Here is a 17499-nt window from a genome sequence, read left to right on the forward strand (position 1 = left end):
CCCCCCCCCCCCCCCCCCCCCCCCCCCCCCCCCCCCCCCCCCCCCCCCCCCCCCCCCCCCCCCCCCCCCCCCCCCCCCCCCCCCCCCCCCCCGCCTGGGGGAGTGGGGCGCATTTGCGGAGAAGGGGGCGCATGGTTGTGTTCGGGGTGAATACCCGCTGAACGGGTCGTATGAGGCGATAGTGTCCGTGTCCGGCGACCCAGTCGTGTGGGGCGCCCCCTTCCAAGGACAAGGTTCCGGACCCCGGCCCTCGGGGCCCGGCCCGACATCCGACGTGCTGCCTACCGGGTCTCTGGGCGGCGTCGTGGAAGGGGGCGCCCATGGGCCGCCACCGCAAGCCGACCCTCTGGGACCGATACCGTCTTCGGATGGTGCAGTGCCGGAGGAGGTGGATCTTGCGGCTTTTCGGATGGTGAGCGGCCGTCCCTATACACAGTAGGGACGGACACTCCGTGATCCATCCAGGAGCCTGCCGCAGTACCCGCTGCGGTGGGCTCCGCCTGTTCACAGGCTAGCGGCGCGGTGACCGGCATGCCAGCGGCCCCGGACGCGCGGCCGTCCGTGCGCGCCCCCCTTCACAACCGGTGCGCCGCCCCCGTGGGCGTCGCCCCCCGCGTGTCCAGCAGCAGCTGCGCCTTCACCGACAGGCCCTGCAGGTCGTACGTGCGGTGCTGCTGGAGCAGGATCGTCAGGTCGGCGTCGGCGGCGGCCTCGTAGAAGGAGTCCGCGCGCGGGACCGGGCGGTCGAGAACGTTCCAGGACGGGACGTGCGGGTCGTGGTAGCTGACGCAGGCGCCGAGCTCCATCAGGCGCACGGCGACTTCGTGGGCGGGGGTGGCCTGCTGGTCGGCGAGGTCGGGCTTGTAGGTGACGCCCAGCAGCAGCACGCGCGCGCCCCGGGCCGACTTGCCGTGCTCGTTGAGGAGGGCGGCGGCGCGCTGGACGACGTAACGGGGCATCTGGGTGTTCACCTGCTGGGCGAGTTCGACCATGCGCAGGGTGCGGCCCGCGTGCCCGGCCAGGTCCTGCGGGACGGCGTGGCCGCCGACGCCCGGCCCGGGGCGGAAGCTGTGGAAGCCGAACGGCTTGGTCTCCGCGCAGCGCACGACGTCCCACAGGTCGACGCCCAGGTCGTGGCAGAGCACCGCCATCTCGTTGACCAGGGCGATGTTGACGTGCCGGAAGTTGGTCTCCAGCAGCTGCACGGTCTCCGCCTCGCGGGGGCCACGCGCGCGCACCACCTTGTCGGTGAGGCGGCCGTAGAACGCGGCGGCCGACTCGGTGCAGGCGGGGGTGAGGCCGCCGATCACCTTGGGGGTGTTGGCCGGGGTGTGGTCGCGGTTGCCGGGATCCACCCGGGTGGGCGAATAGGCGAGATGGAAGTCGCGGCCGGCGCGCAGCCCGGAGCCCGCTTCGAGGAGCGGACGCAGGAAGTCCTCGGTGGTACCGGGGGGGACCGGCGACTCCAGGATCACGGTGGTGTGCGGGCGCAGGCGCGCCGCCAGCACCCCGGCCGCCGCCTCGACCTGGCCGAGGTCGAGCCCGCCGTCCGCGCCGCGCGGGGTCGGCGCGCAAATGACGGCGGTGCGGACGCGACCCAGTTCGGCGGGGCCGGAGGCGTGCCGGAAGCCCCCCGCGAGCATCCGGCGCAGCTCGGCGGGGGTGAGGGAGCCGACTTCCGGCCCGGTGCGGTAACCGAGCGTGGGGATGCCGGCGGCGACGGCCGCCTGGGCCAGGGGCAGGCCGTAGGGGCCGAGTCCGATGACGGCGAGATCTGCGGGCATGGCGTGGGCCGTCCTTCCCAGTAACCGACGCGGGACAGGCGCGCAAGCCCAGAGGACAGAACGGGCGAGCGCAATGTCAGACTAGGAGTAAATATGACCGATATGCGGCATTGATCGTCTGTGTTTTCCGGCGGGCCGTGAAGGTTGTCCACAGGCTGGGGACGCGTGGTTGTCCACAGGCTGGGGTGAGTGGTGGCTGAAGCAGGGCGAGCCGGTCAGAATTTGGGCATGAGGGTAAGGAACCGGGCTTCGCCCACCGGGTGCGGCCTGCGCGACCGATAGCGGGAGAGCGGGAGGCAGCGGTGAGGACAGCGACTCTGGGACCGGCACAGCGCGCCGGGTCACTGGCGGCGATGACCGAGCGAGAACTGGACGTGCTGGTGGTGGGCGGCGGCGTGGTCGGCGCGGGCACCGCTCTGGACGCCGTGACACGCGGCCTGTCCACGGGACTGGTCGAGGCGCGCGACTGGGCCTCGGGCACGTCCAGCAGGTCCAGCAAGCTGATCCACGGCGGCCTGCGCTACCTGGAGATGCTCGACTTCACGCTCGTCCGCGAGGCGTTGAAGGAACGCGGGCTGCTGCTGGAGCGGCTCGCCCCGCACCTGGTGAAGCCGGTGCCGTTCCTGTACCCCCTGCAGCGCCAGGGCTGGGAGCGCCTGTACGCCGGGTCGGGCGTCGCGCTCTACGACGCCATGTCGATGACCCGCGGCCACGACCGCGGCCTGCCGATGCACCGTCACCTGAGTCGCCGTCACGCTCTGCGAATAGCACCGGCGCTGAAGTCGTCCGCCCTGGTCGGGGCGCTGCAGTACTACGACGCCCAGGTCGACGACGCCCGCTTCGTGACGACGCTGGTGCGCACCGCCGCGTCGTACGGCGCGCAGGTCGCCAACCGCGCGCGCGTGACGGGCTTCCTGCGCGAGGGCGAACGGGTCGTCGGCGCGCGCGTGCAGGACGTCGAGGGGGGTGGCGAGTACGAGGTGCGCGCCCAGCAGATAGTCAACGCCACGGGCGTGTGGACCGACGACACGCAGGCCATGGTGGGGGAGCGCGGCCAGTTCCATGTCCGTGCCTCCAAGGGCATCCACCTCGTCGTGCCCAAGGACCGCATCCACTCCTCGACGGGGCTGATCCTGCGCACCGAGAAGTCGGTGCTGTTCGTCATCCCGTGGGGCCGGCACTGGATCATCGGCACCACGGACACCGACTGGGACCTCGACAAGGCACACCCGGCGGCCTCCAGCGCGGACATCGACTACCTGCTGGAACACGTCAACTCGGTGCTCGCGGTACCGCTCACCCGAGACGACGTGGAAGGCGTGTACGCCGGTCTGCGCCCGCTGCTCGCGGGCGAGTCGGAGGCCACCAGCAAGCTGTCGCGGGAGCACACCGTCGCACACCCGGTGCCGGGGCTCGTGGTCGTGGCGGGCGGCAAGTACACCACCTACCGGGTGATGGCCAAGGACGCGGTGGACGCCGCGGTGCACGGCCTCGACCTGCGGGTCGCCGAGAGCGTGACGGAGGACGTCCCGCTGCTGGGGGCGGAGGGCTACCGCGCGCTGTGGAACGCGCGGGCGCGGATCGCCGCCCGGACCGGCCTGCACGTGGCGCGCGTGGAGCACCTGCTGAACCGCTTCGGCACCATGGCGGAGGAGGTCTTCGACATCGTCGCCGCCGACGCCTCCCTGGGCCGGCCCCTGCAGGGCGCCGACGACTATCTGCGCGCCGAGGTCGTGTACGCCGCCTCGCACGAGGGCGCCCGGCACCTGGACGACGTGCTGACCCGGCGCACCCGTATCTCGATAGAGACGTTCGACCGGGGCACGCGCTGCGCCCGCGAGGCCGCCGAACTGATGGCGCCGGTGCTCGGCTGGACCAAGGACCACGTCGAACGCGAGGTCACGCACTACGAGAAGCGGGTGGAGGCCGAGCGGGAGTCGCAGCGGCAGCCGGACGACCTGACGGCGGACGCGGCACGGCTGGGGGCGCCGGACATCGTGCCGCTGTGACGGCGGGCGGGGTGACTGGTGGGGCGGTGTGGCCGACGGCTCCGGGGGTCCCGATGGTCCGACGGCTGCGGTGGTCCCGACGGCTCCGGCGGTCCCGGCGGATCGCGGGACCGCCCGGGCTTCACTCGAACGAGTGGCGCGAGGTGGGATCTCCGTTCGGAGCCCGGTCGTTCTATGGAGTGCGAGGGCAGAACTCGGCGGCGAGCAGGCGGGGCTCCAGGCCGGGATCTGCGATCGCCGTCGTGTTCACGCGGAAGGTGAGGACGCGACGGCCGTCGACGGTGGCCGCGGTGCGCACATAGCTGCCGGTGATGCGCCCGTTGTGCCCCCACACCGTGACGCCGCACGGCAGCCTCGCGGGAAACAGGCCCATGCCGTACGCGCCATGTGCGGCACGGGTGTCGAGCATCTCGTGCAGGGCGCGCGCCGGCAGCAGCTCGCCGCCGAGCAGCGCCGCGTAGAAGCGGTCCAAGTCGGCGAGCGTGGTCACCAACTCGCCCGCGGCACCGGCCACTCGCGGGTCGAGGTCGGTGACGTCGGTCCCGTCGGCGTCGTAGGCGCGGCCGTGCGGCGAGGGAAGGGTGGCACGGGAACCGGGAAAGGAGGTGTTGGTCAGGCCCAGCGGAGCGATGATCCGGCGTTCGGCCTCGGCGGCGTAGGAGCGGCCGGTGACCCGCTGGACGACCATGCCGAGCACGACGTAGTTGGTGTTGGAGTAGGCGAAGCGGCCGCGGTCGGCCGGAGGATGGGTGAGCGCGATGTGCAATGCCTGACGCGGGGAGACGGGGACGACGCCCCCGGTGTCCCGGGTGAAGTCGTACAGGCCGCTGGTGTGGGTGAGCAGGGCGCGCAGGGTCAGCGCGCGGCCGTCGTTGCCCGCTCCGCGCACCACGCCCGGCAGGTACCGCTCCACGGTGTCGGACAGGGACAGCCGGTGCTGCGCGGCCAGTTGCAGGACGACCGTCGCGAGGAAGGTCTTCGTGACGCTGCCGGCGCGGAAGTGGTCGGCACGGGCGATTCCCCGGCCCGCCTGGTCGTAGCGGGCGCCGGTCTCCTCGCGGGCGAGCAAGGCCGCGGCGGGGGCTTCACCCCGGGTGACCAGCAGCGGGAGGACGGTGTCCGTCGCCGGTACCGAGGGTGCGGAGGAGGCGGCCGGGGCGAGTGCGAGCAGGGCGACGGCCACAGGCACGGCCAGTAGTGTCCGAATCGGTGGCATCGCAGGGGTCCTTCCCTTGTCACGGCCCATCATCCAGGTTGGCCGAAAGGCCACTTCAACGGGCCCGGACCCGCGCGGGCCGGGGCGCGGGGGCACTCGGAACCGGGTGCACCGGGTGTCCGGAACCATGCGGGCCGGGCGCGCCGGGGCCGACAGGAGGCCATGGGCACCCTGGGCGTCGGGCACTTGTTGGGTGAGGGACAATGGAAGCTCTGTCAGGGCGGGTTGCATGAGGGGACGCATGTCGGAGGCGGAGCGGGCGGGCACATCCCGTCAGGACACTCGTCAGGACAACAGCGAGCGTCTTCTCGCCGGGCGGTACCGGCTGGGAAAGGTGCTCGGCCGCGGCGGCATGGGCACGGTGTGGCGCGCCGAGGACGAGACCCTGGGCCGGACGGTCGCCGTCAAGGAACTGCGGTTCCCGGCGAGCATCGACGAGGAGGAGAAGCGCCGCCTCATCACGCGCACGCTGCGCGAGGCGAAGGCGATCGCGCGGATCCGCAACAACAGCGCCGTGACGGTCTTCGACGTCGTCGACGAGGACGACCGGCCGTGGATCGTGATGGAACTCGTCGAGGGCAAGTCGCTCGCCGAGGTCATCCGGGAGGACGGCCTGCTGGAGCCGAAGCGGGCCGCCGAGGTCGGCCTCGCCGTCCTCGACGTGCTCAGGTCGGCGCACCGCGAAGGCATCCTGCACCGCGACGTCAAGCCGTCCAACGTGCTGCTGGAGTCCGGGACCGACCGGGTCGTGCTCACCGACTTCGGCATCGCCCAGGTCGAGGGCGACCCGTCCATCACCTCGACCGGCATGCTCGTCGGCGCGCCCTCCTACATCTCCCCGGAACGCGCCCGCGGGCACAAGCCGGGCCCCGCGGCCGACCTGTGGTCGCTCGGCGGGCTGCTGTACGCGGCGGTCGAAGGCGTCCCGCCGTACGACAAGGGCTCCGCGATCGCGACCCTCACCGCGGTGATGACCGAGCCGCTGGAGGAACCGAGGAACGCCGGGCCGCTGCGGGACGTCATCTACGGCCTGCTGACCAAGGACCCCGCGCAGCGGCTCGACGACGCGGGTGCGCGGGCGATGCTGAACGCCGTCATCCACGCGCCCGACCCCAAGGCGGCCGCGCCCGAGCCGGCGGCCGACGCGACGAAGGTCGTACCGCTGCCCGAGCAGCCCGACCGGCGCCGCGGGGCGCTGCGTTCGGGGCGGAAGGCCGGCCTGCTCACCGGGGCGGCCGGTGCAGCGGCCGCGGCCCGCGGCAAGCAGGAAGGCGGCACCGCGGACGCCGGAGCCCCGGCCGCCGCGACGCCCTCCCCGGCCTCTTCGGCGCCCGCGGCCCCGGCCGCCGCGGCGGCCTCGACGGGTGGACCGAACTCGGCGGCGCAGGCGGACACCACGCGTTCCGGCGGGCAGAGTTCGGGCTGGCCGGTGATGACCCCGCCGGATCTGCCGCCCCGGCCGGCGCCCCGCGCGCCGCTCACCGACGTGGTGCCGAAGCGGACGCTGGTCATCCTCGCGGTGGCCGTGGCGCTCGCCGTGCTCGGCACCGTGCTGGCCTTCACCCTCGGCGGGGACGACGACAACGGCTCGCAGGGCGCCGGGAACACCGGGGGCAAGACCGCCGCGAGCGCCGCTTCCAGCACCGACACCAAGGAGGACAAGAGCGACGGCACCCGTACGGACGGGTCCGCGGCGCCCTCCTCCGCGTCGGCGTCCCCGACGTCCGGGAAGAGCTCCGGGGCCGGTGCGGGCGCGTCCGGCTCGAGCGGTGCGGGCACGAGCGGTGCGGCCACCGGCGGTTCGTCCGGTGACGACGGCGCGGCCGAGTCGACGTACCACGGAAGCCAGGGGTACTCGATCGGGCTGCCCAAGGGCTGGAAGTACCAGTCGACGGGGGCCGCGGGGGACCGGTTCACCGGGCCCGAAGGGCAGAAGCTGCTCATCGCCTGGACGTCCACGCCCAAGAGCGACCCGGTGGCCGACTGGAAGAACCAGGAGCGCTACATGACGCGCTCCCAATACCACAGGATCCGCATAGAGAAGGTGGACTACCGCGGCTGGAACGCGGCCGACTGGGAGTTCACCTATCAGGAGAGCGGGACCGAGTACCGGACCATCGACCGGGGATTCGTGGTCAACGACCATCTCGGCTACGCGCTGATGTACACGGCGAAAGCCGCGAATTGGGACACCGGCCTCCGTAAGGACACCTGGAAGACTCTCGCGAAGGCGTTCGAACCCAAGTCGTGACCCTCAGGTCCCGTGTTCGGGGCGCGAGATCTGAGAATCCCCTCATTGTGGGTTGCCTCCGGCACGTATCGTGAAGGCTTGCGGACCGTACGCAGCCGGGCAGAGGCGCGGAACGGGACGCGAGGCGAACGGATCTGATCAGCCGGACGGCCGGGGGAGGCAACGTGGACGACTACGCGGGACGGGTCCTCGCCGACCGTTACCGTCTGCCGCTACCGCCCTCGGACGAGTACGAACTCACCGAGACCCGGGCCTTCGACACCTACAGCGGGCAGGAAGTCCTCGTCCGCCAGGTCCCGTTGCCGGAGATCGTCGAGGCGGAGGTGCTCGACGCGGAGGGACTGCCCGACGGTTTCACCGCGCGTGACCGCGGGGCGCGACGCGCCCCGGCCCGCGGCGGGAACCGGCGGCCCGCCGATCCGGCCGTACGGCGGGCGGTCGAGGCCGCGCAGGCCGCCGCCCGGATCCCCGACCACCCACGGCTGGACCAGGTCTTCGACGTGTTCGCCGAGGGCGGTTCGCTGTGGATCGTCAGCGAGTTGGTGGCCGCCCGGCCGCTCGCCGCCCTGCTCGCCGAGAAGCCGCTGACGGCGTACCGGGCGGCCGAGGTCGCCTCCGACGTGCTCATGGCGTTGCGGGTGCTGCACGCCCACGGCTGGGTGCACCGGAACATCACCGCCCGGACGGTGCTGGTCTGCGACGACGGCCGGGTCATGCTGACCGGGCTCGCGGTGGGCGCCGCCGAGGAGGCGCTGTGCGGCTACGACCCGGTGCCGCCGCCGGACGACGACGAGCACACCGGACCGGGCGCGGCGCACCCCGGCGGCCCGGGTGCGCCCGCAGGCCACAGCGGTCCCGGAGGTCCTGTCGGCGTGGGTGGTGCCGGTGGTCCCGATGGCTCAGGCGCTCCGGGCGGGCCGACCGGGCCGGGCGGTACGTTCGCCGGGGATCCGGAGGCCGCACGGCGGGCCGCGATCGAGGCACGGGCCGCCGGCGGACTCCCCGCGGCCACGGCCTCGGCCGGCGGCGGCACGGCGAACGGCGCCTCGGGCGCCCTCGCGCGCGGCGCCCTGGAAACCGGCGGGGACATCAGGGCCGCCCGCGCCGGGGCCATCGCGGCCTACCGGGCGGGCGCCCGGGCGGCGGCCCGCGTCCAGGAGGCGCAGCAGGCAGGCCGGCCGGCCCTGCCCGGCGCCCGCCCCGCCTCCGAGACCGGTGCGGTGACCCAGGCGGGCGACCCGGCACAGCAGTCCGGCCCCACGACGCCTCCGGGCCGGATAGCCGACCCCTACGGCGTGGCCGGCAAGCCCTGGCACGGCGCGTCGCCCCGCACCGCGGCGGGCGCCGCCCCGGCGCCGGGCGCGCTCCCCCCGGCCGCCGGCACCTCGGCGGGCCCCGCCCCCGGCACCCCTGGCGCTTCCGACAGTCCTACGGGCCCCGCCGCCCAGCCGACGGGCCGCTGGGACGACCTGGTGGCCGGCACCCCCGCCCGCCAACGCGGCCCGGCCACCGCACTCGCCGCCGAACGGGCGCGGCAGGCGCGGATGGCGGTCGTGGGACCGGTGACCGAGCGGTGGGCGCCGGAGCAGGCCGGACCCGTGCACGAGAACTGGCAGCTCGCACCGCCCATCGGGCCCGCGACCGACCTGTGGGCGCTCGGGGCGCTCCTGTTCAGAGCCGTGCAGGGGCACGCGCCGTACCCGGAGGAGTCGACGGCCGAACTGGTGCAGATGGTGTGCGCCGAGCCGCCCGCCTTCGCCGAGGAGTGCGGGCCGCTCAGGCCGGTCGTGGAGTCGTTGCTGCGCCAGGACCCCACCGAGCGCCTGGACTTCGAGGAACTGGGGGGCTGGCTGCGGTCGCTGGTGCGGTCCGCGCCCGAACCGGACGCCGGCGCCCACGTCGTGCCGGCGCCGCCTGTCGACGTCAGCCGGCTCCCGGTCGTGCGGCGGCGGGGCGAACTGGTGCGCAGACGGCGCGCCGGGCTGCCCGCGACCACTCCGCACGGGCGGCACAAGCGGTCCCGGCAGGAGGCACGTTCGCCGCGCCGGCTCGGCCGCACCCTGCTCGTGCTGGTCCTGCTCCTGCTGGCCGGGGCGGTCGCCTACGCCGTGATGTTCATGCCGAAAGCCGGCAACGACCGCGCGGCGAGCGGCGAGCGCACCGGAGCGGCGGGCGGAGCCGGCCCGGCGCCCGAGCAGTCGGACAGCGCGAGCAGCGAGCCGCGGCCGGACCAGACCTCGCCCGGGTCCGAGCCCAGCGCCTCGAAGTCGGCCGCCGCCACCGAGACGCAGACCGGCCCCGGCGTCGCCGACGGCTTCACCCTGCGCACGGACCCGGGGGGCTTCCAGGTCGCGGTGGCCAAGGGCTGGTCCCGCACGCCCAAGAACAACTGGAACCAGGTGGTGTACGCGCACGGCGACTTCGAGCTCATCGTCGTGCCCGGCCGGGACGGGGCGGTCACCTACGGCAGCGACCCGATGGCCTACCAGCGGGACAAGGAACACGAGTTGCAGCCCTACCGCAGCTCCAGCTGGGCCACCGCCACCGGCCTGCGGACCATCGAGGTGGGTGGACGGACCATGGCCGAGGGGCAGTTCACCTGGACGGACGACGCGGGGCACGACCTCTTCGTGCGCAACCTCGCCATCCTGATCGACGGCCGCTACCACGTCGTACAGGTGCGCGGCCCGGAGTCGGAACGGGACGAGGTGACCCGGCTGTTCGAGCAGGCGTCGGCCACGTACCGGGTCACCGGCTGACCCCGCCCCCCGACGGTCCGTGACGGGCCCGAACGGTTGCCTTCCGAAGCCAGGAGCGACAACCGTCACAGTGCGGTCTCCGTGGCGTGCCGCCGCTTCCCGCGACGCGGACCGATCCTTAGTCTGACCCTGTCAAGACCATTGCGGGGGCACGTGAATCAGATGCAGGGCCAGCTCGTCGCGGGCCGCTACCGGCTCGTCGACTCGATCGGCACCGGCGGCATGGGCCGCGTGTGGCGTGCCCACGACGAGGTGCTGCACCGGGCCGTCGCGATCAAGGAGCTGACGGCTGCGCTCTACGTCTCCGAGAGCGACCGGGAGCGTCTGCTCGCCCGCACCCGGGCCGAGGCCCGCGCCGCCGCCCGGATCAACCACTCCGCCGTCGTCACCGTGCACGACGTGCTCGAACACGACGGCCGCCCGTGGATCGTGATGGAACTGGTCGAGGGGCGCTCGCTGGCCGACATGGTCAAGGAGCACGGCAGGGTCGAGCCCACCGAGGCCGCCCGCATCGGCCTCTGGGTGCTGCGGGCACTGCGCGCCGCGCACGCCGCCGGCGTCCTGCACCGCGACGTCAAGCCCGGCAACGTCCTCCTGGGACACGACGGGCGCGTCCTGCTCACCGACTTCGGCATAGCCCAGATCGAGGGCGACAGCACCATCACGCGCACCGGTGAGGTCGTCGGCTCGGTCGACTACCTGGCCCCCGAGCGCATCCGCGGCCACGACCCGGGCCCCGCCTCCGACCTGTGGGCGCTCGGCGCCACGCTGTACACGGTGGTGGAGGGGCGGTCGCCGTTCCGCCGCACCTCGCCGCTGTCCACCATGCAGGCGGTCGTCGAGGAGGCGGTCGACGAGCCGCAGCATGCCGGCCCGCTCGGCCCGGTCGTGGCGGCGCTGCTGAACAAGGACCCGGCCGTACGTCCGGACGTGACCGAGGCCGAGCATCTGCTCGCCGAGGCGGCGGAAGGACGGCGGCCGAAGGCGGCACAGGCGCACGTGCCCACGCAGCACGGGCGCTTCCAGCCAGAGGCGCAGACGGGCCCCACACGCACCGGTGCGGAGCGGACCACCCGAACGCCGTATCCGCAGGCGACCGGGCCGACTCAGGCGACCGGCCCGACGCGGGCGACCGGGCCGCACGGCACGGGCACCGGGCACCACACGCGCGCCCCCCAGGGGCAGCCGGCACGGCCGGCACAGCCGATACGGCCGTCCCGGCGGCGCTGGCTGCGGACGATCGCCCTGGTGGTCGCCCTCGCCGCGATCGCCGGCGGAGGGGTCGCGGTCGCGCTGCGCCAGTTCGGCACGGGGAGCCAAGGCGACTCCGCCTCCCTGCCGCCGACTCCGAAGGTCAGTGTCACGAGCGGCGACAGCGACCAGGGGGCGGTGACCGCCGGGTGGGTGCGGCACGACGACCCGCTGGGCTTCAGCATCTCCCTGCCCAAGGGGTGGAAGCGGTCCGTCTCCATCGACCAGGACGGCCTTCGGCAGGTCGACTACTCGCCCGACAAGGGCAAGCACCTCGTGCGGGTCGCCGTGGACACCGCACCGGACTACCGCTCCGCGTACGATCACATGATCAACCTTGACCAGCGGATCTCACGGCGGCTGCAGGACTACCGGCGGCTGAGCCTCAAGGAGGAGCTCTTCCGCGACCTGCCGGGCGTCCACTGGGAGTACACGTGGAACGCGCTGGCCAAGGACGCGCCGCACTACTTCCCGGGGCCCTACCGTGCGATCGACGTCGCGTACATGAACAGTGACGGCACCGAGTACGCCATCTACGCGGCCTCGCCGGCCGACGACTGGGCCACCACCAGCAAGCAGTTCGACTGGATCCTGCGGGGATTCCAGGAGAACTGATCCTGAATCGTGGTCAAGCCGAAAAGGACCGCCTCTGGCTGTCTGGCCCGGCCTGGCGCTGCGAGCGTGCCGCCGGCGCTCTCGGGGCGGAGGCATACTTGGCCGGTCGGCGCCCCGGAAGGCGTCCGTCCGGTGCGGCATGATGGGGCGCATGGGGACCGAGGGGGAAGGCGTCCGCGTCATCGCGGGCCGTTACCGGCTCGATGCCAGGGTCGGACGCGGCGGCATGGGCGTGGTGTGGCGGGCGACCGACCGGCTGCTCGGCCGGCAGGTGGCGGTCAAGGAGATACCCCTCGACCTCGACGAGACGCGTTCCGCCGAGGAGGTCCGCCGCCAGCGCGACCGCACCCTGCGCGAGGCGCGCGCCGTGGCCCAGCTGCGCCATCCGCACATCGTCGTCGTCCACGACGTCGTCGAGGAGGACGAACGCCCCTACCTGGTCATGGAGTTGATCGACGGCGGCTCCCTGGCCGACCGCATCTCCGCGCACGGGCCGCTCGACGCCGCCGAGGTCGCGCGCATCGGCGCCGACCTGCTGAGCGCGTTGCGCACCGCGCACGAGGCCGGCGTGCTGCACCGGGACGTCAAGCCCGCCAACGTCCTGCTGGAGTCCGGCACCGACCGGGTCGTCCTCACCGACTTCGGCATCGCCCAGGTCGCCGGGGCCACCACCCTCACCGAGACGGGCTCCTTCGTCGGTTCGCCCGAGTACACCGCGCCGGAGCGGATGTCCGGGGCCGACACCGGCCCGGCGTCCGACCTGTGGTCGCTGGGCGCGCTGCTGTGCACGGCGCTGAGCGGCCGGTCGCCGTTCCGGCGCGACTCGTTGGGCGGCATCCTGCACGCGGTCGTGTTCGACGAGATCCACCCGCCCCCGCAGGCCGCGCCGCTGCTGCCCGTCGTACGCGGTCTGCTGGAACGCGACCCCGGCCTACGGCTGGACGCGGACCGGGCGGAGCGGATGCTGCGCGAGTTCCACGACACCGGCCGCACCCCGCAACTCCCGCCCGGCCGCACCCCGCAGCCCTGGTCCGGCCACACCCCCACCCGGCCGGACGTCCCCCACTCGCCCGCGCCGTCGTCCCCCGCCGCGCAGACCCGGTCCTCGCCCCGGGGTGTGCTGGTCGCCGCGCTGCTGGTCGCCGCGATGGCCGGGGCGGGCGTGTCCGCGGCGGCGCTGCTGATGGACGGCGACGGCGACGGCGGCCGTACGCCGGTCAGCACGGTGCCCGGGACGTCGGCCGGCGCGTCACGGGGGACCTCGGCCGGCACGTCGCCGGGGACCTCTCCGAGGGAGTCGGCGTCGCCGGGCGCCCCGACGGCCACCGTCTCCCGCGCCGGCCGCACGCTTCCGTCGGCCCCTTCCGGTTACCGCGTCGCCGACGACCCGGCCGGCTTCGCCCTCGCCGTGCCGGAAGGCTTCACCCGCAGCCCGCAGGGGGAGCGGATCTTCTACCTGTCGCCCGGCGGCACCTTCCGCATCGGCGTGCGGATCGCCGACCCCGAACCGGGCGGCCCCACGGCGGTGATGCGCCGCGCCGCCGCCGACGGCCCGGAGAACAACCCCGGTTACCGCGACGGCCGGGTCAGCGAGACCCGGCGTCACGGACACCCGGCAGCGCTCTGGGAGTTCACCTGGAACGGCTTCACGCAGGCGGAAGGCGCCCGGCACACCTACGACCTGTGCTGGGAGGAGGACGGGCGGTTGTACGACGTGTGGGTGTCGGCGCCGGTCGGCAAGGTGCGGGAGGCGAGGGAGTACTTCGACGTCGCCGTCGACACGTTCACGCGCAACTGACTGCGCTCACAAGCCCGGACGGGGCGCGCCGGGACAGGGGCGCGCCCGGAAAGTCACGGGTCTGTGACCGGTGCGCCGTCGGTGTGGATGCGGGGCCGCGCGGCGCGATATGGATGGACGCATGACCAGCAACGGGGGCCCCGGTCGTGAGTCCGACGACACGACGAGTTTTGTACTGCAACCGCCGAAGCAGCCGCACCCGGCCCCAAACCCGGCCCCGCAGCCGAGCCCACACGCGCAACCTCAGGCCGCGCCCACCCAGGTCGTCCCGCCGCAGGCGGAGGCAGCACATGCGGCACATCCCGCACATGCCGCGCAGCCCCCGCAGTCCGCTCAGCCCCCGCAGTCCGTACACGCCCCGCAGGAGCCGGGGGCCGGGCGGCTGATCGCCGGCCGCTACCGGCTGCTGAGCAAACTCGGGCACGGCGGCATGGGCACGGTGTGGCGCGCCAAGGACGAGACGGTCGACCGCGAGGTCGCCGTCAAGGAGCCCCGCGTCCCCGACCACCTTCCCGAGCGCGAACGCGCCAACGCCTTCGAGCGGATGCGCCGCGAGGCACGCGCCGCCGCCCGTCTCGACCATCCCGCGGTGGTCGACGTCCACGACGTGGCCGTGGTCGACGGGCAGCCGTGGATCGTCATGGAATTGGTCCGGGGCCGTTCGCTCGGCAGCGCCCTGCAGGAGGGCACGCTGGACGCGCGCGAGGCGGCCCGCATCGGCCTGGAGGTGCTCGGCGCGCTGGAGGCCGCGCACGCGGCGGGCATCCTGCACCGGGACGTCAAGCCCGACAACGTCCTGCTGGGCCGCCACGACCGGGTCGTACTCACCGACTTCGGCATCGCGCAGATCGAGGGCGAGACCAACCTGACGGACACCGGCGGCTTCGTCGGCTCGCCGGAGTACATCGCCCCGGAACGGGTGCTGGGCCGGCGCCCCGGCCCGGCCTCCGACCTGTGGTCGCTGGGCGTGGTGCTGTACGCGGCGACGGAGGGCGTCTCGCCGTTCCGCCGCAGCAACACGCCGGCCACCCTGCAGTCCGTCCTGAACGCCACGCCCGCACCGCCCGCCTCGGCGTCCGGCCCGCTCGCCGAGGCCATCAACGGCCTGCTGCAGAAGGACCCGGCGCACAGGCCCGGCGCGGACCGGGTGCGGGCGCTGCTGCGGGAGGCCGCGGACCCGCCCGCGCCGCCGCCCACCCAGGTCGTGCGGGTGGTGCGCGGCGGCTTCCGGCCGGGCCGCAAGACGTGGCTCGGGGTCGGGGCGGGGATCGTCGCGGCCGCGGTGGCGGCGTACCTGCTGATCGCGGATCCGTTCGCGGGGACGCTGCCGGAGGGCTGGAAGACGCACGACCTCGGCTCGAAGGCCGGGATGACCGTCGGCGTGCCCGCCTCGTTCACCGCGGACGACCTCTCCGGCTCCGACGGCACGGACGCGCAGTTCAGCGACCCCAGCGGAGCGGTGCGGATCTACGTCAACCGCGACGTCAAGGCCGACGACAAGGACAACGAGATTCCCGCGTCCGCGTCCGAGAAGGCCTTCGCGGACTGGACGAACCTCAAGGACGGCGAGTACGGCTGGGACATCGCCTCCGACCCCGCGCCGAAGGGGGAGCCGCGGGAAACCGTGTACCGGGGCGGCAAGGCCGCGGAGAACCTCATCACCTACACGACCACGGACCCCTCGCACCCCCGCGTCCGCCAGGCCCGGGCCCTCTACTACCGCGCCGGCAACGGCGACATGTACTGGATCTGGATCGACTACCCGGGCAAGGGCTACTTCACCGACGAGGGCAAGGACATCGCGGCGGCGGCCGTGGCGAACTGGCGGATCGACAAGCCCTGAAGTCAAACGACTCCGGGCGAGGACGAGTTGGTGATCCCCGCGCGTTTCGGGGGTACCGGGGCGGTGTACGTGCGGCGGGGCGGGGCTCGGGGTCGGTTCTTGGCGGTGGTGACGTCGCGTCGACAAGCCCGTGTTCCGCACGGTAGTCATGGGGCATGAGCGAAGGCGGCGAACGGGTGGGCGACGGACGGCTGATCGGTGGCCGCTACCGGCTGGCCGAGCGCATCGGCTCGGGCGGGATGGGCACCGTCTGGCGGGCCTACGACGAGCTCGTGCAGCGTGAAGTCGCCGTCAAGGAACCCCGGTTGCCCGGCGACCCGGAGGGCGACGAACACCGGCGCGCCGCCCACCGCCTCTACCGTGAGGCCCGCGCCGCCGCCCGCGTCGACCACCCGTCCGCCGTCTCGATCCACGACGTCGTCGCCGAGGAGGAGGACGGGCTGCCCTGGATCGTCATGGAGTTGGTGCGGGGCGAGTCGCTGCACCAGAGGCTCGCGCGCGGGCCGGTCGAGGCGCGGGAGGCCGCCCGCATCGGGCTCGCCGTCCTCGGCGCGCTGCGCGCCGCGCATGCCGTCGGCATCGTGCACCGTGACGTCAAGCCCGCCAACGTGCTGCTCGGTCCCCGTGGCCGCGTCGTCCTCACCGACTTCGGCATCGCCCACGTTCAGGGCGAGGAATCTCTCACCGTCAGCGGGGAGTTCGTCGGCTCGCTGGAGTTCGTCGCGCCCGAGCGGATGTCGGGCCGGGGTGCGGGGCCCGCGTCCGACCTGTGGTCCCTGGGCGTGCTGCTGTACGCGGCCGTCGAGGGCCGGTCCCCGTTCCGGCGTACGACGCCCGAGTCGACGCTGAGCGCGGTCATCGCCTCCGATCCGCCCGAGCCGAAGCAGGCCGGCCCGCTCGGGCCGCTGATCACCCGGCTGCTGGCGAAGGACGCCGAGCGACGGCCCGGCCCGGAGGAGACCGGCGCGGTGCTGGAGGCCGTCGCCGAGGGGTGGCCGGTGCCGGTGATCGAGGTGACGGAGGCGCAGGAGGGCGACGCGCTGGTGGAGTTCGGTGACGACCAGGGCACCGTACGGCTCGGTCCGGCGTCCGGCCCGGCGGGCTTCGGCACGACCCCCGCCGCCCCGGCCCATGCCGCCCCGGCCCCCACACCCGTGGCGGGCCCCGGACCCGACCCCGAGACCACCGCCTCCGCAGGTACCGCCCCGCCCCCCAAACGATCCTTCCTCCGCCACCCCGCCCCCATGGCTCTGCTCGGCGCTCTTCTCGTCGGTGCCGCCTGGTTCGGCGTCTCTTTACTCGGCGACTCGCACAGCGACGCGGTCACCGGGCACACCGCCACCTACCGTTCCGCTCCCGCGGCCGCGGAGGCGTCCACGTCCGGGGAGACCTCGACGCCGGCCGGTGGCGGCTGGGCCGGGCACCGGGAGAAGGGCATGGACGCCGTCCTGTACCTGCCGGGCGCGTACCGGGTGATCGCACGGGACGGTGGCGGGGGCGGGAGCGACTCGCCCCGGACGGTCGTGTACGCGGCGGGCGGCGCGATCCAGGTCCGCCTCGCCCAGTGGGACAAGGCGCCCGCCTCCCTGAAGGACCAGGCGGAGGAGGCGCACGCCGTCTGGGACTCCCGCTACGGGGACGCGCGCACCCAGTACACGTCCACCACCTTCCGTGGCGACGAGGCCGTACTCGTCGACACCGCCTACGGCCTCGATCACACCCCCACCCGGGTCATGGAACTGATCGTCCGCACCGGCGACGACCGGATGTACTGGCTGCGCGTGACCATGCCGAAGGGCACCGCGGCCGAGAAGGACGGAACGGCCCTGTTCAAGGGCGCGCGGGACCGTCTCGCCATCCGGAACGGCTGAGCCGCCCGTCCGGAAAAGCCGGACCGTCCGCCCGAAAAGCTGGTCCGGTCCATGTCCGGTGCGCACAACCCCTGATCAGGGCATTCGTTGCCAGTAGCCACT

General features: G+C 73.9%; 9 protein-coding genes. 7 read left to right on the forward strand and 2 right to left on the reverse strand.

Annotated elements, in window-relative coordinates:
* Positions 1-575: 575 nt before the first annotated feature.
* A complete protein-coding gene (locus tag ACZ5GT_RS21215) occupies positions 576-1784 on the reverse strand; it encodes a nucleotide sugar dehydrogenase (protein WP_469026908.1) in 1209 nt (402 codons plus the stop codon).
* Between the two features lie 302 nt (positions 1785-2086).
* On the opposite strand from ACZ5GT_RS21215, the gene ACZ5GT_RS21220 reads away from it, so the two are divergent.
* Complete coding sequence (locus tag ACZ5GT_RS21220; RefSeq protein WP_469026911.1) at positions 2087-3793, forward strand: glycerol-3-phosphate dehydrogenase/oxidase; 1707 nt, start codon at positions 2087-2089, stop codon at positions 3791-3793.
* A 172-nt stretch (positions 3794-3965) separates the two neighbouring features.
* On the opposite strand, the gene ACZ5GT_RS21225 is transcribed toward ACZ5GT_RS21220, so the two are convergent.
* A complete protein-coding gene (locus ACZ5GT_RS21225; RefSeq protein ID WP_469026915.1) occupies positions 3966-5009 on the reverse strand; it encodes a serine hydrolase domain-containing protein in 1044 nt (347 codons plus the stop codon).
* A gap of 241 nt (positions 5010-5250) precedes the next feature.
* Between ACZ5GT_RS21225 and ACZ5GT_RS21230 the strand changes: the two genes are divergently transcribed.
* From ACZ5GT_RS21230 to ACZ5GT_RS21255, 6 genes are all read left to right on the forward strand, one after another.
* Positions 5251-7260 carry a serine/threonine-protein kinase gene (locus ACZ5GT_RS21230; protein ID WP_469027329.1) on the forward strand — a complete coding sequence of 670 codons (2010 nt, stop codon included), beginning with the start codon at positions 5251-5253 and terminating at the stop codon, positions 7258-7260.
* A gap of 164 nt (positions 7261-7424) precedes the next feature.
* Complete coding sequence (locus ACZ5GT_RS21235; protein ID WP_469026919.1) at positions 7425-10019, forward strand: protein kinase; 2595 nt, start codon at positions 7425-7427, stop codon at positions 10017-10019.
* A 162-nt stretch (positions 10020-10181) separates the two neighbouring features.
* Complete coding sequence (locus ACZ5GT_RS21240) at positions 10182-11885, forward strand: serine/threonine-protein kinase (protein WP_469027336.1); 1704 nt, start codon at positions 10182-10184, stop codon at positions 11883-11885.
* Positions 11886-12036: 151 nt separating this feature from the next.
* A complete protein-coding gene (locus tag ACZ5GT_RS21245; protein ID WP_469026922.1) occupies positions 12037-13683 on the forward strand; it encodes a serine/threonine-protein kinase in 1647 nt (548 codons plus the stop codon).
* A 121-nt stretch (positions 13684-13804) separates the two neighbouring features.
* A complete protein-coding gene (locus tag ACZ5GT_RS21250; protein ID WP_469026930.1) occupies positions 13805-15526 on the forward strand; it encodes a serine/threonine-protein kinase in 1722 nt (573 codons plus the stop codon).
* Positions 15527-15681: 155 nt separating this feature from the next.
* A complete protein-coding gene (locus ACZ5GT_RS21255; protein WP_469026937.1) occupies positions 15682-17397 on the forward strand; it encodes a serine/threonine-protein kinase in 1716 nt (571 codons plus the stop codon).
* Positions 17398-17499 lie beyond the last annotated feature (102 nt).

This window comes from Streptomyces sp. NPDC031340 (genome assembly GCF_055569945.1).